The sequence below is a fragment of the Kitasatospora sp. NPDC006697 genome (assembly GCF_042869935.1).
GTDB lineage: Bacteria > Actinomycetota > Actinomycetes > Streptomycetales > Streptomycetaceae > Kitasatospora.
This window is the reverse complement of sequence record NZ_JBIAGU010000008.1, coordinates 208,650-231,727: the sequence shown is the minus strand read 5'-3', so window position 1 is coordinate 231,727 and position 23,078 is coordinate 208,650. Positions and strand designations below refer to the sequence as shown.

At 75.4% G+C, this 23,078-nt stretch carries 23 protein-coding genes; 9 read left to right on the top strand and 14 right to left on the bottom strand.

What is annotated here, in order from left to right; all coding sequences use genetic code 11:
• Positions 1–3: 3 nt before the first annotated feature.
• Complete coding sequence (locus tag ACFYNO_RS13980) at positions 4–141, bottom strand: hypothetical protein (protein ID WP_388010595.1); 138 nt, start codon at positions 139–141, stop codon at positions 4–6.
• A gap of 191 nt (positions 142–332) precedes the next feature.
• On the opposite strand from ACFYNO_RS13980, the gene ACFYNO_RS13975 reads away from it, so the two are divergent.
• Positions 333–542 carry a hypothetical protein gene (locus ACFYNO_RS13975; protein ID WP_388010592.1) on the top strand — a complete coding sequence of 70 codons (210 nt, stop codon included), beginning with the start codon at positions 333–335 and terminating at the stop codon, positions 540–542.
• 16 nt (positions 543–558) lie between these two features.
• Here ACFYNO_RS13975 and ACFYNO_RS13970 read toward each other — a convergent pair whose 3' ends face one another.
• The 8 genes from ACFYNO_RS13970 to ACFYNO_RS13935 all read right to left on the bottom strand — a co-directional run bounded on the left by ACFYNO_RS13970 (position 559) and on the right by ACFYNO_RS13935 (position 8,811).
• Positions 559–1,359 (bottom strand): VOC family protein, encoded by an 801-nt coding sequence (locus ACFYNO_RS13970; RefSeq protein WP_388010589.1) that lies wholly within the window; start codon positions 1,357–1,359, stop codon positions 559–561.
• 118 nt (positions 1,360–1,477) lie between these two features.
• Entirely contained in the window at positions 1,478–2,875 is a 1,398-nt protein-coding gene (locus ACFYNO_RS13965; RefSeq protein WP_388010586.1) for a class II fumarate hydratase, read from the bottom strand.
• A gap of 74 nt (positions 2,876–2,949) precedes the next feature.
• Positions 2,950–3,399 (bottom strand): VOC family protein, encoded by a 450-nt coding sequence (locus tag ACFYNO_RS13960; protein WP_388010583.1) that lies wholly within the window; start codon positions 3,397–3,399, stop codon positions 2,950–2,952.
• A gap of 103 nt (positions 3,400–3,502) precedes the next feature.
• Positions 3,503–4,321, bottom strand: a complete 819-nt coding sequence (locus ACFYNO_RS13955; protein ID WP_388010580.1) for a helix-turn-helix domain-containing protein — start codon at positions 4,319–4,321, stop codon at positions 3,503–3,505.
• A gap of 19 nt (positions 4,322–4,340) precedes the next feature.
• The gene (locus ACFYNO_RS13950) at positions 4,341–6,176 is read right to left on the bottom strand and encodes a cholesterol oxidase substrate-binding domain-containing protein (protein WP_388010577.1); all 1,836 of its coding nucleotides are present in this window, start codon (positions 6,174–6,176) and stop codon (positions 4,341–4,343) included.
• 153 nt (positions 6,177–6,329) lie between these two features.
• On the bottom strand, positions 6,330–6,896 hold the full coding sequence (locus tag ACFYNO_RS13945; RefSeq protein ID WP_388010574.1) for an exonuclease domain-containing protein: 567 nt from the start codon (positions 6,894–6,896) through the stop codon (positions 6,330–6,332).
• A gap of 44 nt (positions 6,897–6,940) precedes the next feature.
• Positions 6,941–8,101, bottom strand: a complete 1,161-nt coding sequence (locus ACFYNO_RS13940) for a sensor histidine kinase (RefSeq protein WP_388010571.1) — start codon at positions 8,099–8,101, stop codon at positions 6,941–6,943.
• Positions 8,098–8,811 carry a response regulator transcription factor gene (locus ACFYNO_RS13935; protein WP_388010568.1) on the bottom strand — a complete coding sequence of 238 codons (714 nt, stop codon included), beginning with the start codon at positions 8,809–8,811 and terminating at the stop codon, positions 8,098–8,100. The genes ACFYNO_RS13940 and ACFYNO_RS13935 overlap by 4 nt, the downstream gene beginning before the upstream one ends.
• Positions 8,812–8,977: 166 nt before the next feature.
• Between ACFYNO_RS13935 and ACFYNO_RS13930 the strand changes: the two genes are divergently transcribed.
• A complete protein-coding gene (locus ACFYNO_RS13930) occupies positions 8,978–9,196 on the top strand; it encodes a dodecin (RefSeq protein ID WP_388010565.1) in 219 nt (72 codons plus the stop codon).
• Between the two features lie 54 nt (positions 9,197–9,250).
• Here the strand turns inward: ACFYNO_RS13930 and ACFYNO_RS13925 are convergent, their stop codons facing one another.
• The 4 genes from ACFYNO_RS13925 to ACFYNO_RS13910 form a co-directional block, all read right to left on the bottom strand.
• Positions 9,251–9,442, bottom strand: coding sequence for a hypothetical protein (locus ACFYNO_RS13925; protein WP_388010562.1), 192 nt, complete (start codon positions 9,440–9,442; stop codon positions 9,251–9,253).
• 98 nt (positions 9,443–9,540) lie between these two features.
• Positions 9,541–10,392 carry an S-methyl-5'-thioadenosine phosphorylase gene (locus ACFYNO_RS13920; RefSeq protein ID WP_388010559.1) on the bottom strand — a complete coding sequence of 284 codons (852 nt, stop codon included), beginning with the start codon at positions 10,390–10,392 and terminating at the stop codon, positions 9,541–9,543.
• Positions 10,392–10,934 (bottom strand): DUF308 domain-containing protein, encoded by a 543-nt coding sequence (locus ACFYNO_RS13915; protein ID WP_388010556.1) that lies wholly within the window; start codon positions 10,932–10,934, stop codon positions 10,392–10,394. The genes ACFYNO_RS13920 and ACFYNO_RS13915 overlap by 1 nt, the downstream gene beginning before the upstream one ends.
• A 290-nt stretch (positions 10,935–11,224) precedes the next feature.
• Positions 11,225–11,404 (bottom strand): hypothetical protein, encoded by a 180-nt coding sequence (locus ACFYNO_RS13910; RefSeq protein WP_388010553.1) that lies wholly within the window; start codon positions 11,402–11,404, stop codon positions 11,225–11,227.
• A gap of 327 nt (positions 11,405–11,731) precedes the next feature.
• Between ACFYNO_RS13910 and ACFYNO_RS13905 the strand changes: the two genes are divergently transcribed.
• The 3 genes from ACFYNO_RS13905 (at position 11,732) to ACFYNO_RS13895 (ending at position 16,707) form a co-directional block, all read left to right on the top strand.
• On the top strand, positions 11,732–15,157 hold the full coding sequence (locus ACFYNO_RS13905; RefSeq protein WP_388010550.1) for a BTAD domain-containing putative transcriptional regulator: 3,426 nt from the start codon (positions 11,732–11,734) through the stop codon (positions 15,155–15,157).
• Positions 15,158–15,271: 114 nt separating this feature from the next.
• Positions 15,272–15,664 carry an RDD family protein gene (locus ACFYNO_RS13900; protein ID WP_388010547.1) on the top strand — a complete coding sequence of 131 codons (393 nt, stop codon included), beginning with the start codon at positions 15,272–15,274 and terminating at the stop codon, positions 15,662–15,664.
• 149 nt (positions 15,665–15,813) lie between these two features.
• The gene (locus ACFYNO_RS13895; RefSeq protein ID WP_388010544.1) at positions 15,814–16,707 is read left to right on the top strand and encodes an alkaline phosphatase family protein; all 894 of its coding nucleotides are present in this window, start codon (positions 15,814–15,816) and stop codon (positions 16,705–16,707) included.
• 4 nt (positions 16,708–16,711) lie between these two features.
• On the opposite strand, the gene ACFYNO_RS13890 is transcribed toward ACFYNO_RS13895, so the two are convergent.
• Positions 16,712–17,239 (bottom strand): GNAT family N-acetyltransferase, encoded by a 528-nt coding sequence (locus ACFYNO_RS13890; RefSeq protein ID WP_388010541.1) that lies wholly within the window; start codon positions 17,237–17,239, stop codon positions 16,712–16,714.
• A 154-nt stretch (positions 17,240–17,393) separates the two neighbouring features.
• On the opposite strand from ACFYNO_RS13890, the gene ACFYNO_RS13885 reads away from it, so the two are divergent.
• From ACFYNO_RS13885 to ACFYNO_RS13870, 4 genes are all read left to right on the top strand, one after another.
• Positions 17,394–18,497: a hypothetical protein gene (locus tag ACFYNO_RS13885; protein WP_388010538.1), complete on the top strand. Its 1,104-nt coding sequence runs from the start codon at positions 17,394–17,396 to the stop codon at positions 18,495–18,497.
• A gap of 18 nt (positions 18,498–18,515) precedes the next feature.
• Positions 18,516–19,955, top strand: coding sequence for a pyridoxal phosphate-dependent decarboxylase family protein (locus ACFYNO_RS13880; protein WP_388010535.1), 1,440 nt, complete (start codon positions 18,516–18,518; stop codon positions 19,953–19,955).
• A 91-nt stretch (positions 19,956–20,046) separates the two neighbouring features.
• On the top strand, positions 20,047–21,432 hold the full coding sequence (locus tag ACFYNO_RS13875; RefSeq protein WP_388010532.1) for a GNAT family N-acetyltransferase: 1,386 nt from the start codon (positions 20,047–20,049) through the stop codon (positions 21,430–21,432).
• Positions 21,433–21,670: 238 nt separating this feature from the next.
• The gene (locus tag ACFYNO_RS13870) at positions 21,671–22,942 is read left to right on the top strand and encodes a MurT ligase domain-containing protein (protein ID WP_388010529.1); all 1,272 of its coding nucleotides are present in this window, start codon (positions 21,671–21,673) and stop codon (positions 22,940–22,942) included.
• The last annotated feature ends 136 nt before the right edge of the window (positions 22,943–23,078 follow it).

Here is a 23,078-nt window from a genome sequence, read left to right as displayed (position 1 = left end):
GGGTCAGTCCTCGCCGAGCACGGCGTACCACTCGGCGTCGCCGTGCTCGAAGGACTCGACCGCCTCCTCCTCCACCGTGTGCCGCTGCACCTGCTCCGGGTGCGGACCGGGCTCGCCCTGGGTGTTCGCTTCGCGCTCCATCTCTCGCTGCCTCCTCGGCTGCAGTCCTGATGATCTTGGGGCCAGCGGTACCCCGGTCCTCCGTGGCCGAACCGATCCGGCGCCCGGTTCGCCCGAACGGCGGACGGGCGTCAACCCCGGGTACCGGGTGTGGCGGGCGACCTGCACCGGGGGCGCCCCGGCGCGCGGGCAGCCACGGATAGGCTCGGAGCGTGACGGACGACAGCACCGGCCGGCCCTCCGCCCGGCCCCGCGAGGCGGAGCCGTACGAGCCGCAGCCGCATGAGCCGGAGCCCCGCGAGCCCGCCGGCGGCGAGAGCGCCTGCCTGCTGCCGCTGGTCTGCGAGGAGTGCGGCGCACTGGCCGAGGCCCGCCCGCCGGCGGTCTGCTGGCGCTGCAGCGCGCTGGTGGACCGCGCCTGACCTCCGGCGCGCCGGCTCAGCCCCGGTCGCGCGGCCCGAGCAGCGAGAACCGCCCGCCCTGCGGATCGCGCAGGTCGGCCCACCGCCCGTACGGCCCGTCCCGCACCTCGCCGAGCACATCGGCGCCCAGCCGCTCGGCCAGCGCCACCGACTCGTCCGCGTCGGCGACCGAGAAGTACACGTTCCAGCTCGGCCGGGCCTCCGGATCCGTGGCACCGACCAGCGCCGCCACGCTCTGGCCCTCCGAGCGCAGCACCACCCGGTCGTGCTCCCAGCGCACCTCGAACTCGTCCTTCTCCCGGTTGTCCCAGCCGAAGACCTCGCCGTAGAAGAGCGCCGAGTCGAAGGCGTCCTTGGTGCGCAGCTCGATCCAGGCCGGTGCTCCGGGCAGCGAGCACATCACCGCGCCGTTCGCGGTGTCGCCCTCCCAGACACCGAACGGCGCGCCCGCCCGGTCGGAGGCGATCGCGATCCGGCCGGCGTCGGAGCCGAGCGGGCCGATCGCCACCGTGCCGCCGCGGGCCCGGATCCGCTCGGCCAGCGCGTCGGCGTCCTCGGTGCCGAAGAAGGTGGTCCAGGCGACCGGCAGCTGCAGGTCCGAGGAGCCGCTGATCCCGGCCACCGGGACCCCGCCGGAGAGCGCCCGCGCGTAGGGGCCCCAGCGGTTCGGGCCCGCGCGGAAGGTCCAGCCGAGCAGTTCGCCGTAGAACGCCTTGGCGCCCTCCAGGTCGCCGGCCATCAGGCTCACCCAGCTGGGCACCGCCGGCACGCACCGGACCGTCGCGCCCCGCATCACGGCCGCCGCTGGGTCGCTCATCGCTCCGCCTCCCTCACCGCCGGGCCACCGCACCGGCCCGGGCTGGTCCGACCGTACCCGCCGCACCCCCGCCTCGCACGGACCCGGCACCGGGGCGTCGCGCCCTCCGGGAGACTCGCTACGGCCGGGTCATCCGCAGCACGTCCAGCGCCTCGTCCAGTTGCTGCTCCGTCAGCAGGCCCTGCGCGACATAGCCGCGCTCCAGCACCACCTGGCGGATGGTCTTGGACTCGGCGAGCGACTGCTTGGCGACCTTGGCGGCCTCCTCGTAGCCGAGGTAGCGGTTGAGCGGGGTGACGATCGACGGCGAGGACTCCGCGTACTCGCGGGCCCGCTCGGCGTTGGCGGTGGTGCCGGCCACCGTGCGGTCGGCGAGCAGCCGGGCGGCGGCGGCGAGCAGCTGGATCGACTCCAGCAGGTTGCGGGCGATCACCGGCAGCATCACGTTGAGCTCGAAGCTGCCGCTGGCGCCGGCCATCGCCACGGTGGCGTCGTTGCCCACCACCTGGGCGGCGACCATGGCCACCACCTCGGGGATCACCGGGTTGACCTTGCCCGGCATGATCGAGGATCCGGGCTGCAGGTCGGGCAGGTTGATCTCGCCGAGGCCGGTGCGCGGGCCCGAGGCCATCCAGCGCAGGTCGTTGACGATCTTGGTGAGGCCGACCGCGATGGTGCGCAGCTGGCCGCTGAGCTCCACCAGGCCGTCCCGGGCGCCCTGTGCCTCGAAGTGGTCGCGGGCCTCGGTCAGCGGCAGGCCGGTGCTCTCGGCCAGTTCGGCGATCACGGCGGCGGAGAAGCCGGGCGGGGTGTTGATGCCGGTGCCGACGGCGGTGCCGCCGAGCGGCAGCTCGGCCACCCGGGGCAGGGTGGCGCGCAGCCGCTCCTGGCCGTAGCGGACCTGGGCCGCGTAGCCGCCGAACTCCTGGCCGAGGGTGACCGGGGTGGCGTCCATCAGGTGGGTGCGGCCGGCCTTGACCACGGTGGCGAACTCCTCCGCCTTGCCGGCCAGCGCCGCCTCCAGGCGGGCCAGCGCGGGCAGCAGCTCCCCGGTGACGGCGGCGGTGGCGGCGACGTGGATCGAGGACGGGAAGACGTCGTTGGAGGACTGGCTGGCGTTGACCTGGTCGTTGGGGTGCACGGGGCGGCCCAGCCGCTCGCCGGCCAGGGTGGCGATCACCTCGTTGGCGTTCATGTTGGACGAGGTGCCGGATCCGGTCTGGAAGACGTCCACCGGGAACTCGGCGTCCCAGCGGCCCTCGGCCACCTCGGCGGCGGCCTGCCGGATCGCCTCGGCGACCGGCGGCTCCAGGATGCCGAGCCGCTCGTTGACCGCGGCGGCCGCGCCCTTGATCCGGGCCAGCGCCGCGATGTGCGCCCGGCCGAGGCGCTGGCCGGAGACCGGGAAGTTCTGCACCGCGCGCTGGGTCTGGGCCTGCCACTTGGCCTCGGCGGGCACCCGCACCTCGCCCATCGAGTCGTGCTCGGTGCGGTACTCCTGCTGCTGGGAACTCATCGCTCCACCTCCACCCCAGTGCAGCTACCGGACCCCGCGCGGTATTTCCGGTCGGGCACGGCTTCCGGCTGGTGTCAGCCGCGGCGCGGCGCGCCGCGGTAGGTGCCGAAGTACCAGTGGTTGCCCTCCGGGTCGGTGGCGGCGAAGTCGCGGGATCCGTATTCGGTCTCGTGGAGCCCGGTGGTGATCCGGGCGCCGGCCGCCTTGGCCCGGTCGTGCACGGCGTCGGGGTGGTCGGTGACCACGTAGGCGCTGAAGTGGCCGGGCGCGTGCAGGCCCTTGTCGCTGTCGTCCCCGCGGACCGAGCCGAGCATCACCCCGCCGCCCTCGGGCCAGTCCAGCTCGGCGTGGTGCACCAGCTCGCCTTCGCCGTAGACCACGTTCTCCTCGAAGCCGAACGCCTCCGCCAGGAACCGGATCATCCCCCGGGCGTCCCGCGCCCGGAAGGTCGGCCACACCATCGGTGCACGCTCCTGGACGGCACGGTCCTGGACAGCACGCTCCTGGGTCTCCTCGTCAGCCATGACAGGCCTCCTCGCTCGCAGTCCCGCTTCTCGCTTGCCCCTCCAGCCTGCTCCGGACCGGCCCGCCCGGCTTGGACGTTTCGGAACCCGGCGCGCCTCCCGGTCAGCCGGCCCGCTGCGGTTCCTCCACCCGGTAGCGGCTGGGCGGGCAGCCGGCCAGCGCGTTGAACTCGCGGGCCAGGTGGGACTGGTCGAAGTAGCCGCAGCCGGCCGCCAGAGCGGCGAGCGGGGGCGCGCCGGGGGCGGTGAGCAGCCGGCGGGCCCGGTCGAACCGGATCACCCGGCCCGCGGTCTTCGGGGTGAGGCCGATCTCGGTGTGGAAGCGGGCGGCCAGGTGCCGGGTGCTCCAGCCGACCTCGGCGGCCAGCCGGGCGGCGCCGGCCAGGCCGCGGCTGGCCAGCAGCAGCTGCCAGGCCCGGACCACTTCGGGCGGCGGCGCGGCGGCCTCGGCGGCCCGCTGCAGCAGCCAGCCGTCGAGGGCGCGGAACCGGCCCGGCCAGCCCCGCGCCCCGCGCACCCGCTCCTGGCCCTCGGCGGCCCACCGCCCCAGCACCTCCTCGGCGGGGTAGTCGGCGCCCGCCAGCTCCCCGGCCGGCAGGCCGAAGAGCGTGCGGGCGCCGAGCGGGCTGACCGCGATCTGCACGCCGGACTGAGCACCCTGATGGGTGATCAGCGCGGGCGTCGTGTGCAGCCCGCCGAGCAGTGTGCGGTACTCCCCGGGCGGCTGGGCCGGATCGGGGTGGGCGGCCAGGGTGAGCGGGTCGTCCAGGGTCAGGATCAGCGTCAGGTAGGGCGAGGGCAGGCCGCGGTGCACGGCGGGGGCCACCCCGGCCTGCCGGTAGCCGGAGTACCACGCGACGTAGGGGCGCAGTGCGGCGGCCGGCCGGGCCCGCACCGATTCGTCGATCGGGGTGGTGATCACCCCTCCAGTGTCGGTCAGCTCAGCGGAGCAGCTGATCGAGGAACGGGTTGCTGAAGACCCGGGCGGGGTCGTAGCGGTCCAGGGTGGCCACGGCCTGGTCCCAGCCGGGGCCGCCGCCGGCCCGCAGGCTGTCGGGGATGACCCGGCCGAGCACATCGGGGTCGGCCCAGGTGGCGTCGGCGGTGTAGGCCCAGCCCTTGGACCACTCGACCCGCAGGCCGGCCCGGGTGCCGTCGAAGGTGGCGATCAGGAACTGCTCCAGGTCGCGGCCGAACTGGTGCAGGCCCGGGGTGCCGGGCAGGGTGAGCACGTCGAACCAGACGGCGCAGTCCCACTCGGGGTGGTCGGCGCGCGGCCGGATCGCGGAGAGCAGCGGCGGCTGGGCGCCGGGCACCCCGCAGGTGGCCGGATCCTCCAGGCCGGTGACCCGGATCTCCACGGCGCCGTTGACCGGGTACTGCCCGCGCGCCTGGTACCGGCCGAGCAGCTGCTGGTACTCGCCGGTGACCTGGCTGACCACCCACTGCACGTCGGCCCGCTTGCAGAGCACCGCGTAGCCGTTGGCGGTGACCCGCAGGGTGGTGGGCCGGACGTACTGCAGCAGGGCGCGGGACGGCCCCCAGAGGTCGGAGTGCAGCCCGTCGGCGAGCAGGTGGGTGACCACGTCCAGGGTGAGCAGGTCGCGCAGCAGGGTGCCGGAGAGCAGCACGTCGGTGAGGTCGCCGGTGAGGCCGATCTCGGTGATCAGCAGCTGCAGCTGCCCGAACGTCGGCGCCAGGCCCCAGGAGCCGCTGACCAGCTCGCCGACCAGCTGGGCGACCGGGGTCGGGATGTTGTCGGAGAACGGGTAGTTGTAGGGCTGGTCGACCGGGCGGGAGCCGAGCGGCTGGACCGGGGTGACGCTCCAGCTCTTCAGCCAGGGCCGGTCGGTGAAGGCGTACCAGATCGCCTCGACCCGGCCGGTCTGCTCCAGGAAGCCGGCGAGAGTGCGGGCGCCGGGGGTGCCGGGGGCGGCGAAGAGCTCGCCGGCCGGGATGTCGGTGCGGCTCTGGCAGCGCAGGTTCTGGTCCGGCCCGGCGCGCAGCACGGCCTCGGTGACGAAGGCCCGGCCGAGGTGGACCAGCAGCGCGGCGCAGTCCGGGTCGGCCCGGTCGAAGGTGCGCAGCGCGTACTGCCCGGCGGTGGCGTCCCAGACCACGGCGGTCAGCTCGGTGACCAGGTTGCTGACCGAGCCGTAGCCGTGGCCGGGCGGCGCCGCCTCGCCGGCGGCGGGCACGGCGGTGCCGTGGCCGCCGATGGCCAGCACGCCGCCGAGGGTGAGGTCGCCGGGGGCCGGGCAGTGGGTGATGCCCAGGCCCTGGCCGGAGAGCTGGGCGAGCAGCTGCTCCATCGCGGCGCCCGCCTGGGCGCGCACGGCGGGGGCGGCCGGGGTGCCGGCCGGGGCGATCGCGGTCAGGTGCCGGGTGGTGTCGAGCAGCAGCACGGTGCTGCCGGCCGGGGTGCCGTCGGGCACGGTGAGCGGGGCCCAGGTGTGCCGGTACCCCTGGGCACGCAGCTGCCAGCCCTGGGCGTGCGCCCAGTTGGCGAGCGCGACCACGTCGGCCGGGGTGGCCGGGGCGCAGGTCCAGAGCTGGTCGGCGTGGATCTCGCCGGCCCAGTTCTGGTAGACCTGCCGGTAGACGGCCAGGCCGCCGGGCAGCGCGGGCGGGACGGTGACCTCGGGCAGGCCGTCGGCCCTGGCCTGGTCGGGCGTGACGGTGCCGCGCAGCAGCCAGGCGGCGCCGCCGAGCGCGGCCGCCCCGGTGAGCAGCCGACGGCGGGTCAGTCCGCGCTCCGCTGCGGTGTAGTCGTGCATGGTCCCCTCCCTGGCACCTGCGGTGTGCTGGTGATCAAGAAGATAGGGAGGGTGCGGCGCGCCACGCCCGGGAGTTTCGCGTCATTCATTAGTTCGAGTGAACCCATGCCGTTCGGCGAAACGCCCGGACTCCGAAGGCCTACTGACGCTTGGTCAGCTCGAGGCCCAGTGACCCCGCTCGACCAGCTGGAGCACCAGCGCGGCGATGTTCCACGCGTCGTCCTCGCCGCTGTGGTGCCGCCCCTCCAACGGCAGCCCGGCCAGCTCCAGCGCCTGCGCCATCCCGGGCCGCCGGCGCAGCCCGTGCGCCTCGGTGAACCGGGCCTTGGCATTGGTGTGCCGGGCCCCGAACGGGTAGCCGACGGCACCGCACCGGCACTGCCGGGTGAACTGCAGCCGGTCGTAGTCCCCCCAGCTGGCCCACGGCCGCTCCCCCGCCCGGTGCTCGGCCGCCAGCAGTCGGCAGGCCTCGGCGAAGCCGACCCCGCCGGCCACCTCCGCCGCCGTCAACCCGGTCAGCTCGGTGCAGAAGGCGCTCACCTCGGAGCGCTCGGGCCGTACCAGGATCCGGTGCCGCCCGACCCGCTGACGCCGGGTCAGGTCCACCACGGTCAGCCCGATCTCGATGATCTCGCTCACGGCGCCGTCCGGCACCGGCCCGTCCCAGCAGGTGGCCTCGACGTCGACCACGTTCAGCAGTTCGTCCACGCCGAGGATCATCGGGCCGCCGGGCCCGGCGGCTCAAACGCTTTTCCGGCGGCCCCTCAGGCCGGCGCCGCCGGCAGCGCGATCTCGAAGCAGCACCCGCCGCCCACGTTGCGCACCGTCGCCCGCCCCGCGTGCGCCTCCACGATGCCGCGCACGATCGCCAGCCCCAGCCCCGCCCCGGTGTCCCCGTGCCGCCGGTCCGCGCCGGCCCCGCCCGTGCTCCCGTCCTGCCGCGGGGTGCGCGCGCTGCCGCCGCGCCAGCCGGTCTCGAAGACCCGCGGCAGGTCGTCCTCGGCGATCCCGCCGCAGCCGTCGGTCACCGAGACCAGCACCTCGCCCGCCTCCCACCGGGCCGCCACCTCCACCACGCCGTCCGCGGGGGTCGCCCGGATCGCGTTCACCAGCAGGTTGCCGAGCACCCGGGTGATCTCCCGGCCGTCCACCTCGACCGGCGCCCGGTCCACCCGCCCGCCGGCCAGCCGCACCCCGCGCTCGCGGGCCAGCGGGTCGGCACCGGCCAGCGCGTCGCCCACCAGGTCGTAGACCGAGACCCGGGCCGGGCTGAGGGCGAGCGCCCCGGCCTGGATCCGGGAGAGCTCGAAGAGGTCGTCCACCATGCCGGCCAGCCGGTCCACCTCGGTGCCGATCCGGGCGTGGTAGCGGGCCGGGTCCTCCGCCACGCCGTCCTCCAGCGCCTCGGCCATCGCCCGAAGCCCGGCCAGCGGGGTGCGCAGGTCGTGCGAGATCCAGGCGATCAGCTCCCGCCGGGAGGACTCCAGCGCCCGCTCGCGCTCCCGGGACTCGGCCAGCCGGGCGCTGGTGGCGGCGAGCTCCGCGCTCAGCTCGGCCAGTTCGGCGCCGAGCGGCCGGTCCGGGGCGGTGAAGCCCCCGGCGCTGCCGACCGTGCGCGCGGCCAGGGTGAGCGCCCGGCTGCCCGCCACCACCTGGCGCCCGAGCAGCGCGGCGGTGCCCAGCGAGCCGAGCGCGGCCACGCAGGTCACCGTGATCACCACGCCGAGGTCGTGGTGCGACAGGAACATCGCCTGCGCCACCGCCAGGGTGCCCGCGGTCATCGCCAGCACGGTGACCACGGCGACCGCGAAGAGCGAGAGCAGCACCGAGCGCCGGCGCAGCAGCCGCACCGCGGGCCAGCCGAGCAGGGTGACCCCGCCCGCGCCGAGGGCGGCGATCAGGGCGATCAGCAGCAGGTCCTTCACCCGGCCGCACCGCCCGCCGGGTCGAACCGGTAGCCCACGCCCCAGACGGTGCGGATCAGCGCCGGGGCCGCCGGGTCGTCCTCGACCTTCTCCCGCAGCCGCCGCACGTGCACGGTGACGGTGGAGAGGTCGCCGAAGTCCCAGCCCCAGACCCGGCTCATCAGCTCCTCGCGGCCGAAGGCGGTGCCCGGGTGCCGGACGAAGTGCGCCAGCAGGTCGAACTCGCGCTGGGTCAGCGCCAGCTCCCGCCCGCCGCGGGCGGCCCGCCGGGCCTGCGGGTCCAGCTCCAGGTCGCCGGCCACCAGCCGCTCAGGCCCCGCCACGGCGCTGGCCCGGCGCAGCACCGCGCCCACCCGCAGCACCAGCTCGCGCGGGCTGAACGGCTTGGTCACGTAGTCGTCGGCGCCCAGCTCCAGCCCGGCGATCCGCTCGGCCTCCTCGCCCTTGGCGGTCAGCATCAGCACGGCCGGGCCCCGGCCGGCGGCGGTGCGCAGCCGCCGGCAGACCTCCAGCCCGTCCAGCTCGGGCAGCATCAGGTCCAGCACCACCAGGTCGGGCCGGAACGCGGCAGTCCGCTCCAGCGCGGCGCGGCCGTCGGCGGCGCGGTCCACGGCGTAGCCGGCGCGCAGCAGGTAGCCGGTCACCACCTCGGCGACGGTGGGATCGTCGTCCACCACGAGGATCCGGGCGGGCGGGGCAGGTTCGGTCACGGCTCCGAGGATAGGAGCAGCGGGCGGGGCGGCGGAGGGACCGGGGCGGACCGTTCGACTTCCGTAAGGCTTCACCCCGGCACCGCTCCCGCCGCGCGGCGCCGGGCCCGCTGGGCGACGGTGGAGGTGACAGCGTCCACCAGCACCGCCAGCACGGAGGTCCACCATGTCCGAGCACACCTACCGGGTGACCGAGATCGTCGGCTCCTCCCACGAGGGCACCGACGCCGCGATCCGCAACGCCCTGGCCCGCGCCTCGCAGACCCTGCGCAACATCGACTGGTTCGAGGTGACCCAGGTGCGCGGCCACGTCGCGGACGGGGCGATCAAGCACTACCAGGTGACCGTGAAGGTGGGCTTCCGCCTGGAGGAGGTCCCGTCCTGAGCTGCCGCCGGCGGCGCCGGGCCCCGCACGCGCGGCGTGCGGGGCCCGGCTCGGTCAGGACCCGTTCTCCGGTTCCGGCGGTCTGGGGTGCTGGTGGCGCCAGGGGGCGAACAGGTGCAGCAGTCGCCGCAGGTGGATGATGCGCATGGTGGACAGCTCGGTGTCGAGGACCGTGTCGGTACGCAGGTCGGCCTCGATCTCGTCGAGGAGCTGCCGTTCGCGCGGGGAGAGAGCCGGACCCTCCATGATTGCCCCGCCTCCTCACCTCTGGGTGCTGCTGTTGTATCCCCGCTGGTGCCCCGGCCGGAGGTGTTCCAATCCACCCGGGGCGCCGGCGGTCGAAATTATCCGGGTGACGGCACCCCGGGCAGGCCGGTGGTGACGCCGTCGAGGGCGTGCGAGCAGACGCAGTCGCGGGTGGCGGGCAGCGCCTCGACCGCCTTGAAGAGCACGCCGCGCAACCGGTCGACGTTGCGCGCGAAGACCTCCAGCACCTCCTGGTGGGTGACCCCCTCGCCGGCCTCCACCCCGGCGTCCAGGTCGGTGACCAGGGCCAGCGAGGTGTAGCAGACGGCCAGCTCGCGGGCGAGCAAGGCCTCCGGGTGGCCGGTCATGCCGACCACCGACCAGCCGTTGGCGGTGTACCAGCGCGACTCGGCCCGGGTGGAGAACCGCGGGCCCTCGATCACCACCAGCGTCCCGCCGTCCACCGGCTCCCAGGCCTGGGCGCGGGCGGCGGCCAGCGCGGCGGAGCGGCCGGCCGGGCAGTAGGGGTCGGCGACCGGGGCGTGCACCACCTCGGGCAGGCCGCCGTCCGGCCGCGGGAGGCCGTCGTAGAAGGTCTGGAGCCGGCCGGAGGTGCGGTCCACGAACTGGTCGGGCACCACCAGCGTGCCGGGCCCGTACTCGGGCCGCAGCCCGCCGACCGCACACGGACCGACCACCTGGCGCACCCCGAGCGAGTGCAGCGCCCACAGGTTGGCCCGGTAGTTGATCCGGTGCGGCGGCAGCCGGTGGTCGCGGCCGTGCCGGGGCAGGAAGGCCACCGTGCGCCCGGCGATCTCGCCGAGGAAGACCGAGTCGCTGGGCGCCCCGTAGGGCGTGCCGACCCGGACCTCGGCGACCTCGTCGAGCAGCGCGTAGAGACCGGAGCCACCGATGACCCCGATCTCCGCGCGCCGCCGTGCCGTGGACATCAGTGGTGCACCGTCGGGCGCAGCACGGTCTTGAAGGCCGGTACGTGCCAGCGGCCGGCGACCTCCTCCTCGGGTTCCCGGTCGCCCGGGTGCCGCTGCTTCCAGTAGGGGTTGTCGTGCGGCAGGTGGCCGCTGACCCGGCCGTACATGCCGAAGGTGGCGACCACCAGCCCGAACAGGAAGCTGAAGATCACATTGACCATCCGGAACGCCAGGTGGTTCCAGCTGCTGTCGAGGGCGATCAGGCCGACGAATCCGGCCACGAAGAAGATCGCGCCGACGATCATGTTGGTCCAGGAGGCGATGTTGCCCCCGATCACCGCGGCGACCACCAGGATCCCGCCGAAGACGATCGACAGCACGCTCAGCGCGCCGTTGCTCGACATCCCGGCGATGTTCTGTCCGTGGGTGCTCAGGAAGCCGGGCGTGCCGGCCAGTCCGAAGCAGCCCCAGATCAGCAGCAGCAGGCCCATCAGGCCGGCGCCCGCGCGGTAGACCTGGGCCAGGCGGTGGTCCACGGGAAGTTCGTCCTGCAGTTTCATTCGCTGCCTCCACCGGAGGTTTCCGGGCGGGAGCGGCCGGTCGGTGCTCCCGGCTGTGGGCTCCACGCTACGCCCGCGGCAGCGGGCGGGCGCCCCGGAGAGCGATTGTCCGTTCTCGGCCAATCCGTCGGCGGCGCCTTTCGGAGCCGGGGCGGCACCGCGTAGCGTCACGGTGCGCGTACGCAACGGTGCGTACCGGCGGGAGGGGGCGACTGCGTGGCGGAGCCGAGCGCGAGCGGACCCGGGGCGGTGCCGGGCTTGCTACGCGCTGACCGGCGGTGGGGCGCCGGTCAGCGCGGGTACTCGTCGTCGTCGACCGGGACCTGGCGGGTCTGTTCGACCGCGTCGGCCACGTCGGCGGCGGCGTCCAGTGGGAGGTCGGAGCGCGGCGGCAGCGGTGCGTCCGCCCCGGTCTCCAGGTCCTCCGGGTCCAGCGAGTCGATGGCGAATTCGGTGGCGTTGTCCGTCATGACCTCACCCCATCAGGGCCGCGAGGCCCTTGTGGCCCCGGCCGTTCCCCCCAACACTTACCCGACCCGCGGCGTCCCACTCGGCACCCGCGGGCCGCGTCGGCGTGTTGCCGGGCGGCGAGGTCGGCGGGGCTCAGGTCCAGGCGGTGTCGCGGTCGGCGGTCATGTCCGGGTCCTCCCTCTGCGGTGCGGTGCTTCGACCAAGGCCGACCCGGCCGGTGCCCTCCCCTGTTCGGCACCGGCCCGGTCCGGCTCGGTCGTCTTGAGCCTGCCGCAGGCCGCTCACGGGCGGGTAACATCCGGATAATGGACCATCAACAAGGGCCTGTGGCAGGCCGCCCGACCGGCCCGGCACCGGAGGCGCCCGCACTGCGCTTCGGTCTGCTGGGGCCGCTGACGGTCCATGGGGAGAACGGCGCCGCACTGCGGGTCAGCTCCCCGAAGGTGCGCGCGCTGCTGGCCATGCTGCTGCTGGAGCCCGGCCGGGTGGTCTCCCGGGACCGGCTGACCGGCGCGCTCTGGGGCGAGCACCCGCCGCCCACCGCCGCCACCTCGCTCAACAACCACGTGGTGCAGCTGCGCCGACTGCTCGGCCCGGGCGGCCCGGCCCGGCTGCGCACCGCCTCCCCCGGCTACCTGCTCCAGGCCGGCCCGGGCGAGCTGGACACCGCCGTCTTCACCGAGCTGCTGGACCAGGCCAGGGCGGCCCGGCGCACCGCCGAGTGGTCCACCGTGGCCGAGCGCTGCGCGGCGGCGCTGCGGCTCTGGCGCGGCACCCCGCTCTCCGACCTGCCCGGGCTGGCCGAGGAGGCGCTGCCGCACGTGCAGCAGTTGCAGGAGCTGCGGCTGCAGGCGCTGGAATGGCAGTTCGACGCCGAGCTGGAGCTTGGCCGTCCGCACGGGGTGATCCCGGCGCTGAACCGGCTCACCACCGAGCACCCGCTGCGCGAGGCCTTCCACCGCCAGCTGATGATCGCCCTGCACCGCACCGACCAGCGGGCCGAGGCACTGGCCGGCTACCAGCGGCTGCGCCGCACCCTGATCGAGGAGCTGGGCATCGAGCCCGGGCCCCGGGTGCGGGCCGCGCACCAGGAGATCCTGCGCGCCGAGCAGGCCGAGGCCGAGCGGCAGGAGGACGAGGCCGCGCCGACCGTGGCGGCCGGCGCCGGGCTGCCCCGGGACGTGGCCGGGTTCACCGGCCGCTACGAGGAGTTGGAGCAGCTGCTGACGGCCTGCCGCTCGGGCGTGGACGGCCCGGTCGGCATCGTGGCGCTGGACGGCATGCCGGGGGTGGGCAAGAGCGCGCTCGCCGTGCACGCCGCGCACCGGCTGGCCGCCGACTTCCCGGACGGGCAGATCTTCCTGCCGCTGCACGCCCACACTCCCGGCACCCCGGCGGTGGAGCCGGCCGACGCGCTGGCCGCGCTGCTGCTGACCGTCGGCGTGGCCCCGCAGCAGATCCCGCCGGACCTGGACGCCCGGGCCAACCTGTGGCGCGGCCGGCTGGCCGGCCGGCGGATGCTGCTGCTGCTCGACGACGCCCGCAGCAGCGAGCAGGTCCGCCCGCTGCTGCCCGGCACCGCGGGCAGCCTGGTGCTGGTCACCAGCCGCCGCCGGCTGCCGGCGCTGGGCGACGCGGTGCCGATGACGCTCGGCGTGCTGCCGCCCAACGAGGCCGCCGAGCTGTTCACCGCCACCGCGCAGCGCCGCGACCTGGCGCCGGACCAGCCGGCCGTCACCGAGGTGGTCCGGCTCTGCGGCAACCTGCCGCTGGCGATCCACCTGACCGCCGCCCGGCTGCGCCACCGGCGGGCCTGGACGGTCGCCGACCTGGTGCCCGACCTGGCGGCGGCGGCCGGGCGGCTGGCCGCGCTGCGCGCCGAGGACGTCTCGGTGGCCGCCGCCTTCGACCTCTCCTACCGGGACCTGACGCCCGCTCAGCGCCGGCTCTTCCGCCGGCTCGGCCTCAACCCGGGCGACCACTTCGACGCCCGGGCCGCGGCCGCGCTGGACGGCACCGACCTGGCCACCGCCCGCCGACTGCTGGAGGAGCTGGAGGACCACCACCTGGTGGACGAGCCGGTCCGCGGCCGCTACCGGATGCACGACCTGATCCGCGAGCACGCCCGGGCGCTGGGCACCATGGACGACCCCGGGGTGCGGCACGCGGCGGTCGGTCGGCTGCTGGAGAGCTGCCTGGCCACCGTGGTGGAGGCCGAGCAGCGGCTGGCGGCGCGGCGGCCGCGCTGGGTGCCGGCCCAGCGCTCGGCCGGCACCGAGTTGCCCACCGAGGAGGCGGCGATCGCCTGGCTGCGGGCCGAGCGGGGCAACCTGCACGCCGCCGTGGAGTACGCCGCCGCGCACGGGCACCCGGACTACGCGATCCGGCTGCCGATCGCGCTGCACGACTTCCTGCGCACGCAGGGCCACTGGAGCCAGGCGCTGGCGCTGCACCGGATCGCGCTGGAGACCGCCCGGGCCACCGGCGACCGGTTCGGCCAGGCCTCCTCGCTGACCCACCTGGGCACCTTCCAGCGGCTGACCGGCGAGCACGAGGCGGCCGCGGAGCATCTGCGGCTCGCACTGGAGCTCTTCCGGGAGCTGGACGAGCCCTGCGGGCAGGCCTCGGCCCGGATCCAGCTGGGCGCGATGGAGCGCACCTTCGGCTGCAACTCCCGGGCCCGGATGCACTTCATCTCCGCGCTGGCGCTGGCCCGGGACGCCGCCGACCGGCCCGGCGAGGCGGACGCGCTGAGCCAGCTGGGCATCCTGGGCCGGATCACCGGCGAGTACACCGAGGCGACCGAGAGCACCGAGCGGGCCCTGGAGCTCTTCCGCGAGCTGGGCAACCGCACCGGCCAGACCGCCGCGCTCAGCGAGCTCAGCCTGATCCGCCAGCTCACCGGCGACCTGGACGGCGCCGAGCAGAGCCTCTGCCAGGCGCTGGAGCTCTGCCGGGCCCGCGGCGACCGCCCGGGCGAGGCCTACGCGCTGGCCAGCCTGGGTTCGCTGCAGCAGCTGACCGGCCGCTACCGGGAGGCCGAGGCCACCCACCGCCGGGCCGGCTCGCTCTACCGGGGCCTGGGCAACCTGATCGGCGAGGCCAACGCGGTGATGGCGCTGGGCGCGGTGCGGCTGGTGATCGGCCAGTACCGGGCGGCCGAGCAGGACCTGCTGCGGGCCAGCGCGATGTACCACGAGCTGGACGAGGCGCGCGGGCGGATGAACACCGTCGCCTACCTGGGCGTGCTGCGGCTCGCCACCGGCCGCCCGGCCGAGGCGGAGCAGAACCTGCGGGCGGCCCTGGAGCTCTACCGGGCGCAGGGCGACCGGCTGGGCGAGTCCCGGGTGCTCGCCTACCTGGGCGACGCGCTGGCCGCGCTGGGCCGCGCCGAGGACGCCGAGCGGACCCTGCGGGAGGCGCTGGAGCTCTGCCGGGAGCGCGGCGACCGGGCCGGCGAGGCGGAGCTGCGCAACATCATGGGCCGGCTGCTGGCCGGCACCGACCGGCCCGCGGCGGCCCGCCGGGAGTTCGCGGCGGCGCTGGACGGCGCGCTGGCGGCCGGCTCCCCGCTGGAGGAGGTGCGGGCGCTGGCCGGGCTGGGCCAGCACGAGCTGGCGGCCGGGCAGCACGCCGAGGGCACCGCCCACCTGGCCCGGGCGCTGGAGCTGGCCGAGCGGCTGGGCGTGCCGGAGGCGGTGGGCCTGCGCGATCTGCTGGGGCGGCCGGCGGGGGCGGTGGCGAACTTCTGACCGGGGGTCGGCTGACGTCCGGTCAGCCGGGCGGGGCAGTCCGGCTTGCGGGGCGGCCGGCTGCTGGCAGGCTGGTGCGCGGGGGCAGGCCTGGCGAAGGGATGTGCGGTCGCGGTGAGCTACGCCCACTGGTCAGTGCGTGTGGTGGCCTTCCTGATCGACTGCCTGGCCTGCGCCGCGCCGAACATCATCGCCGGGGTGCTGGACCCGGGGGCCACCGGGCTGCAGACCGGGCTGCTCCTGCTCTCGCTGGCGCTGCTCGGCTACAACCGCTGGTGGCGGGCCGGCCGGACCGGGCAGAGCTGGGGCAAGCAGCTGATGGAGCTGCGGCTGGCCGGCCCGCTGGACGGCGCCGAGACGGGGGTGCGACGGGCCTTCCTGCGCGACCTGGCGCACGTGCTGGACACCCTGCCCTGCTTCCTGGGCTGGTTCTGGCCGATCTGGGACCGCCGCCGGCAGACCTTCGCCGACAAGGTGCTGGCCACGGTGGTGCTGGTCGGCACCTGAACCGATGGTGACCCCAGGGCGAATTCTCGGCAATCGCCGCCAAGGGGGGCTTGCCTCCGGCTACTTGCCGGTGAATCCACGCCGAACAGGACGGTTAGGGTGCGGGCAGATCGTCAGCTGAACTGCCCGCACCACCGATCGGAGTCCCCGTGTCCTCCTCCAGCCTCTGGCCCGCCGGCCCGCGCCGCGTCCTGGTGGTCGGCATCGACGGCGTCCGGCTCGACCTGCTCCCCGGGCTGCGCACCCCGCACCTGGACGCGGTGGCGGCGGCCGGCTTCCTCGCCCCGGTCGAGGTGGACGAGGCCACGCCCACCATGTCGGGCCCGTGCTGGGCCACCATCGCCACCGGCGTCACCGTGGCCAAGCACGGGGTCTACGGCAACCACCTGGGCGGCAACCGGCTGGACGTGTTCCCGGACTTCACCACCCGGCTGGCCACGGCCCACCGCCGCCGCACCTTCGCGGCCGGCGGCTGGGAGCCGCTCTTCCTGGCCCGGCAGGGCGGCCCGCTCTTCGCCGCCCCCGGCCGGCTCGCCTACATCGGCCCGCTGGAGGACACCCCGCAGGCCTGGGAGGTCTGCGACGAGCGGGTCACCGCCGAGGCGGTCGCCGTGCTCACCGGCGACGACGACCCGCAGGCGAGCTTCGTCTACCTGGGCGCGGTGGACGAGACCGCGCACTTCCTGGGCTGCGGCGCCGAGTACCGGGCCGCGATCGAGGCCGCCGACGACCGGCTCGGCCGGCTGCTGGCGGCGCTGCGCTCCCGGGCCGGCTACGCCGACGAGGAGTGGACGGTGATCGTGGTGACCGACCACGGCCACCTCGACCAAGGCGGCCACGGCGGCCGCAGCGGGCTGGAGCGCACCGCCTGGGTGGCCGCCTGCGGGCCGGGCCTGGAGCCGGGCGCCCCGGTGGCGCCGGTGCGCCACGTCGACGTGGCGGCGCACGTCTATGCGGCGCTGGAGATCGCCCCGGACCCGCACTGGACGCTGGACGGGCGCCCGTTCACCCCCGCCGGGGTGCCGGTCCCGCAGCAGGCCTAGCGGATCAGAGCGCCTTGACCAGCTTCTCGAAGGCCAGGTCGGGGCGCTTGGGCATGCCGAACCGCTCGTTGCCGTACGGGAACGGCGAGAGCTCGCCGGTGCGGCGGAAGCCCCGCCGCTCGTACCAGGCGATCAGCTCCTCGCGCTGGACGATCACCGTCATCTCCAGCTCGGTGGCGGCCCACTCGGACCGCACGTAGCGCTCGGCCTCGGCCAGCACCGCCTTGCCCAGGCCGCCGCCCTGGAGGGTGGGCCGGACCGAGAACATGCCGAAGTAGGCGCCCGGGGTGCGCTGCTCGACCGTGCAGCAGGCGACCAGCAGGCCGTCCAGCTCGGCCAGCAGCACCACCGTGCCGGGCGCGGCCAGGGTGGCGGCCAGCGTCTCGGGGTCGGTGCGCTGGCCGTCCAGCAGGTGCGCCTCGGTGGTCCAGCCGACCTGGCTGGCCTCGCCGCGGTACGCCGACTCGACCAGCTCCGCCAGGGCGGGAACGTCCGCGGCGGTGGCGGGGCGGAAGGTCAGGTCGGCGGCCATCTGGACTCCTGGGACGCGGCGGCGGGTGGTCCAGGCATGGTGCCACACCGGCGACACACCCCGGATGGCCCACTCGATGTCCGGTGGCGGGCGGTAACCGGTCAGGATGAGACGGTAACCGTACGCAACCGAACGGCAGGGGAGCCGACCAGCCATGCAGCCGCGCCTCTTCGCGATCGTGACCGCTGTCCTGCTCGGCGCCCTGGGGCTCGGCGCGGTCGCCGTGACCCAGTGGGTCCCGCCGGCCGCCTCGGTGGCCGGACCGGCGGCCGCGCCCGCCCGCGGCCGCCCGGCCGCGGCCGCCGCCTCGGCCTCCCCCACCGGCGATCCGGCGGTCTGGACCCGCAGCACGCTACGGAACAAGCTGATGGCCGAGATGACGGCGACCGACCCCGGGGTGGCGCTGGCCGATCTGGACAAGATCACCAAGGAGAAGCCGTACACCGTGCGGTTCTGCCACCCGATCGCGCACGAGCTCGGCCACGCCGCGGTCAAGCGCTACGACCACGACTTCCAGAAGGTGCTCTCCTTCCCGCACGACACCTGCGCGGCCGGCTACCTGCACGGCGCGGTGGAGGAGATGCTGGTCGCCTCCAGCGACCCGGGCAACGACCTGCTGAAGCTCTGCCAGCCGCAGATGAGCGGCCCCTGCGTGCACGGGGTGGGGCACGGCACGATGTTCGTCTCCGACCAGGACGTGGCCAAGGCCCGCGACCTGTGCAGCCGGTTCGGCAGCCAGAGCCGGATCATCACCTGCTCGGAGGGCCTGTTCATGCAGCTCTTCGGGCCGGACGAGGAGGACGAGAAGGCCAAGGCGCTGGTGCCGGCCGACAAGCTGGCGGCCGAGCCGCTCTACCCGTGCCCGGAGCAGCCGGCGCTCTTCCAGTCCGCCTGCTACTTCTACGCGCCGACCTTCTACCTCTCCTCGCACGACTACCCGAACCACCCGGAGATCTACGCCCAGGCGCTGAAGTGGTGCCTGAACGCGCAGGCCGGCGGTGGGGCGAACGACTGCAGCCGGGGCGTCGGCTCGCGGCTGATGAAGTACAACCTGGACCGCGAGGACTGGGTGGGCCAGCAGTGCGCCACGGCGGCCGACGGCTGGCAGCGCAAGGCCTGCACGGACGGCATCGTCAGCTACTACACGGTCAACTACACCGACCCGGGCGCGGCCGGCCGGCTCTGCGGCAAGATCACCAACGAGGAGATCGCCCGGGACTGCCGCTCCTCGGCCCACCTCTCGGGCTCGCTGGACTGACCTCGTACGATCGCGGGTATGTCTGCCCCCTCCGATGCGAGCTTCCGCAGTGCCGCGCACGCCACCGCCGACCTGGTCGCCGACTACCTGGCGGCGCTGCCCGCCGGCAAGGTCTGGCAGCCGATGGACCCGGCCGAGCGGGCCGCACTGCTGGACGCGCCGCTGCCGCGGGCCGGGCGCGGGCTGGCGGAGCTGCTGGCCGAGGTCGGCGAGCGGATCATGCCCGCGCCGATGGGCAACGGGCACCCGCGGTTCTTCGGCTGGGTGAACTCCGCGCCGGCCCCCGCCGGGGTGCTGGCCACCCTGGCGGCCAGCGCGATGAACCCCAGCTCGGCCGGCGGCGACCACGCCGACGTGCACCTGGAGCGCGCCGTAGTGCGCTGGATCGCCGAGCTGGTCGGCTTCCCGCACGCCCCCGGCGCCGGACTGCTCACCTCCGGCACCTCGATGGCCACCATCGTCTGCCTGGCCGCCGCCCGCTCCCGGGCCGCCGAGCGGGCCGGCTGGGACGTCCGGGCCGACGGCCTGGCCGGGATGCCGCCGCTGGTCGGCTACGTCACCGGCGAGACCCACTCCTGCGTGCGCAAGGCCGCCGAGCTGCTGGGCCTGGGCAGCCGGCAGCTGCGGACCGTGCCCGGGGACGCCGAGGGCCGGCTCGACCCGGTCGCGCTGCGCGCCGAGATCGCCGCCGACCGAGCGGCCGGCCGGCTGCCGTTCCTGGTCGCCGCCTCGGCGGGCACCGTGAACACCGGCGCGGTGGACGCCTTCGAGCCGATCGCCGACCTCTGCGAGCAGGAGGGCCTGTGGCTGCACGTCGACGGCGCCTACGGCGCCTTCGGCGTGCTGGACCCGGAGATCGCGCACCGCTACGCCGGCCTGGACCGCGCCGACTCGCTCGCCCTGGACCCGCACAAGTGGCTGGGCGTGCCGGTGGACTGCGGCTGCGCCCTGGTCCGCGACCCCGAGCAGCTGCGCGCCACCTTCAGCCTGGTCCCCTCCTACCTGCGCGACGAGGAGGCCGGCGGGCTCGGCTGGTTCTCCGAGTACGGCACCGAGCAGACCCGCCCGTTCCGCTCGCTGAAGGTCTGGGCCACCATCGCGCACCGCGGCCGGGACGGCATCGCCGCCGACATCGCGCACTGCACCCGGCTGGCCCGCCGGCTCGGCGAGCTGGTGGCGGCCGATCCGGAGCTGGAGCTGATGGCGCCGGTGGACACCTCGATCGTCGCCTTCCGGGCCCGCCCGGCCGGGCTGGCCGAGCCGGAGCTCAACCTGCTCAACCAGCGGCTGCCGCTCGCCGTGCAGCGGCGCGGTGAGGCCTTCGTGACGGGCACCGTGCTGGCCGGCCGCGAGGCCGTGCGCGCCTGCCTGCTCAACCCGGCCACCACCGAGGCCGACCTGGCCGTGCTGCTGGCCGAAGTCCGGGCCGCGGCGGCCGACCTGACTACCCGGCAGTAGTCATTCCGGGACTGATCGTCCCCGGAAGACATTTACCGGGCGGTCATGGCGGATTCGTGATCGTGAAACACCGGTGAGTCATTGTGGTGGCATGAGTGAATCCTCCGTCACCACCCGTACCCCTGCCCCGTCGCGCGCCGAGCGCCGGCGGGCCCGCCGGGACCGCTGGCGGCACGCCACCGTGGAGCTGGCCGCCGTCTTCACCGCCGTGGCCACCGCCGACCTGGTCGCCAACGTGGTCGTGCACGGCCACGACGGCCCGGTGCTGCTGGTCGCCTCCGCGGTGGCGCTGATGGCCGCCGCGGGGTTCCAGGCCTGGTGGGCACACCGGCACCCGCACGGGGCACCGCCCCCGCTGCCGGCCGCACCGCCACCGCCGACGGCCGACCAGGCCCCGGTGGAGACCAGGCTCTGGCGGGTGCGCTGCACCGTCTCGGACTCGCCCGGCAGCCTGGCCGCGATCTGCACGGCGCTGGCCGAGGTGCGGGCCAGCATCATCTCGCTGCAGACCCACCCGCTGCCCGACGCCACCGTGGACGAGTTCCTGCTGCGCGCCCCCGCCACGCTCCTCCGGGCCGCGCTGACCGAGGCGGTGGCCGCGGCCGGCGCCCGGGAGATCTGGACCGACCCGGCCGACGCGCACGACCTGGTGGACGTGCCCGCCCACGTGCTCGGCCTGGCCACCCGCACCGCGCTGGACGCCGCCGAGCTGCCGGTGGCGCTGCGCCAGCTGTTCGGCCGGCTCACCGTGCGCCAGTTTCCGGGACGGCGCGGCGAGCAGCCGGCCGTGCCCAGCCTGGACGGCCACCTGATGCGGCTGGCCGCGCCCGGCGGCGGGCAGATCGAGCTGTCCCGCCCGCACCTGCCCTTCACCCCGACCGAGTTCGCCCGGGCCAAGGCGCTGGTCGAGCTGGACGCGGTGCTCGGGCCGCGGGTGCCCAAGGTGGCGGCCCGGCTGCGGGTGCCGGAGCGCGACGAGCTGACGGTCCGCCGGGCCGACCCCGGCGACCGCACGGCGGCCCTGGCGATGCACCGGCGCTGCTCCACCGAGACGCTGCGCCGGCGCTACCACGGCCCGGTGGCGGACGCCCAGCGCTATGTGGACCACCTGCTGGACCCGCGGCACGGCCAGACCCTGGCCGTGGAGACCCGGGACGGCGAGCTGGTCGCGCTGGCCCACCTGCTCTGGGACGACGACAGCGCCGAGCTGGCCGTGCTGGTCGAGGACGCCTGGCAGCGGCACGGCCTCGGCCTGGACCTCCTGCGCCGGATGGCGGCGCTGGCCGCCGAGGCCGGGGTGGCCACCGTCTACGCCGTCACCCAGGCCGCGAACACCGCGCTGATCGGCGCCATGCAGCGGCTGGACATCCCGCTGGACTACCAGGTGGACGAGGGCACCCTGGTGATCACCGCGCACCTGTCCGGGGCGGCCGAGCAGCTGCCCAGCCCGTGGACCACCCTGCCCGGACGGCCCTGAGCCGCGGGTCCGATCCCGGTGGCCGCCCCGACGGGGGCGGCCACCGGCCGTTTCGAGCCGCCGTCAGGCCCGGGCCGCCCGCGGCTTGCCGGGCCGGAGTGCCGCTGACCGGGGGCCATGGCTCGGCGCCGTCCCGATGAGCCGTTAGGCTGGCTCCGTCCCAAGCCGTCCGTCGGCACCCGGTCAGGACTGGCCGCCACCGACGGGGGGTCGTCAGTCAGAGGAGGAACCCCTGAGCATGCCAGGCACCGGATCGGAGGCCGCAGCCACCGGCGCGCGCGACTCCTCACTGCCCGCCCGCTCCAAGCTCGCCGTCACCGCGGGGCGGATGGCCGCGGCCGCCTCCCGTTCGGTCGGCCGCGGCAGCGGCTCGGTGATCGGCGGCAAGGTCGCCCTCAAGCTCGACCCCGACCTGCTGGCCCGGCTGGCCGAGCACCTGGACGTGGTGCTGGTCTCGGCGACCAACGGCAAGACCACCACCACCCGGCTGATCGCCGAGGCGCTGGGCGCCGCCGGCCCGGTGGTCTCCAACGCGCTGGGCGCCAACATGCCGGCCGGCATCACCTCGGCGCTGGCCGGCGGCTCGGACGCCCGGTTCGGCGTGATCGAGGTGGACGAGAAGTACCTGGCCGGCGTGGCCCGGGACACCGCCCCCAAGGCCATAGCGCTGCTCAACCTCTCCCGCGACCAGCTGGACCGGGCCGCCGAGACCCGGATGCTGGCCGAGAAGTGGCGCGAGGGGCTGCAGCACACCGAGGCGGTGATCATCGCCAACGCCGACGACCCGCTGGTGACCTGGGCCGCCTCCTCCTGCCGCCGGGTGGTCTGGGTGGCCGCCGGGCAGGCCTGGAAGGAGGACGCCTGGTCCTGCCCGTCCTGCGGCGGTGTGATGCAGCGTCCGGGCGACGACTGGTTCTGCCAGGAGTGCGGCTTCCGCCGCCCGCAGCCGCACTGGGCGCTGCAGGGGCAGCACGTGATCGACCCGAACGGCTCCGCCTGGCCGATCCAGCTGCAGCTGCCGGGCCGGGCCAACCTGGCCAACGCGACCAGCTCGGCCGCGGTGGCCGCGGTCTTCGGCGTGCCGCCGCAGACGGCGCTGGAGCGGATGCGCTCGGTGACCGCGGTGGCCGGCCGCTACGACGTGGTCGGCTTCCAGGGCCGCGACGTGCGGCTGCTGCTGGCCAAGAACCCGGCCGGCTGGCTGGAGACCTTCTCCCTGATCGACCCCCCGCCGGCGCCGGTGATCCTCTCGGTGAACGCGCTGGACGCCGACGGCACCGACACCTCCTGGCTCTGGGACGTGGACTACGAGCGGCTGCACGGCCACCCGATCTTCGTGATGGGCCAGCGCAAGCTGGACCTGGCGGTCCGGCTGGAGGTGGCCGGCCTGCAGTTCCAGGTGGTCGACTCGGTGGCCGACGCGGTGCGGCTGGCCCCGGCCGGCCGGATCGAGGCCATCGCCAACTACACGGCGTTCCAGCAACTGCGGAAGGCGGTGGCGGCCGGATGAGCACGCCTCCCGGATACGGCGGTCAGCAGCAGCCCGGCTACGGCGCCCCGCAGCAGCCGCCGCAGGGCTACCCGGCCCAGCCCTACGGCCAGCCGGGCCAGCCCGCGCCGCAGCCCGGCCACCCGGCGCAGCCCGG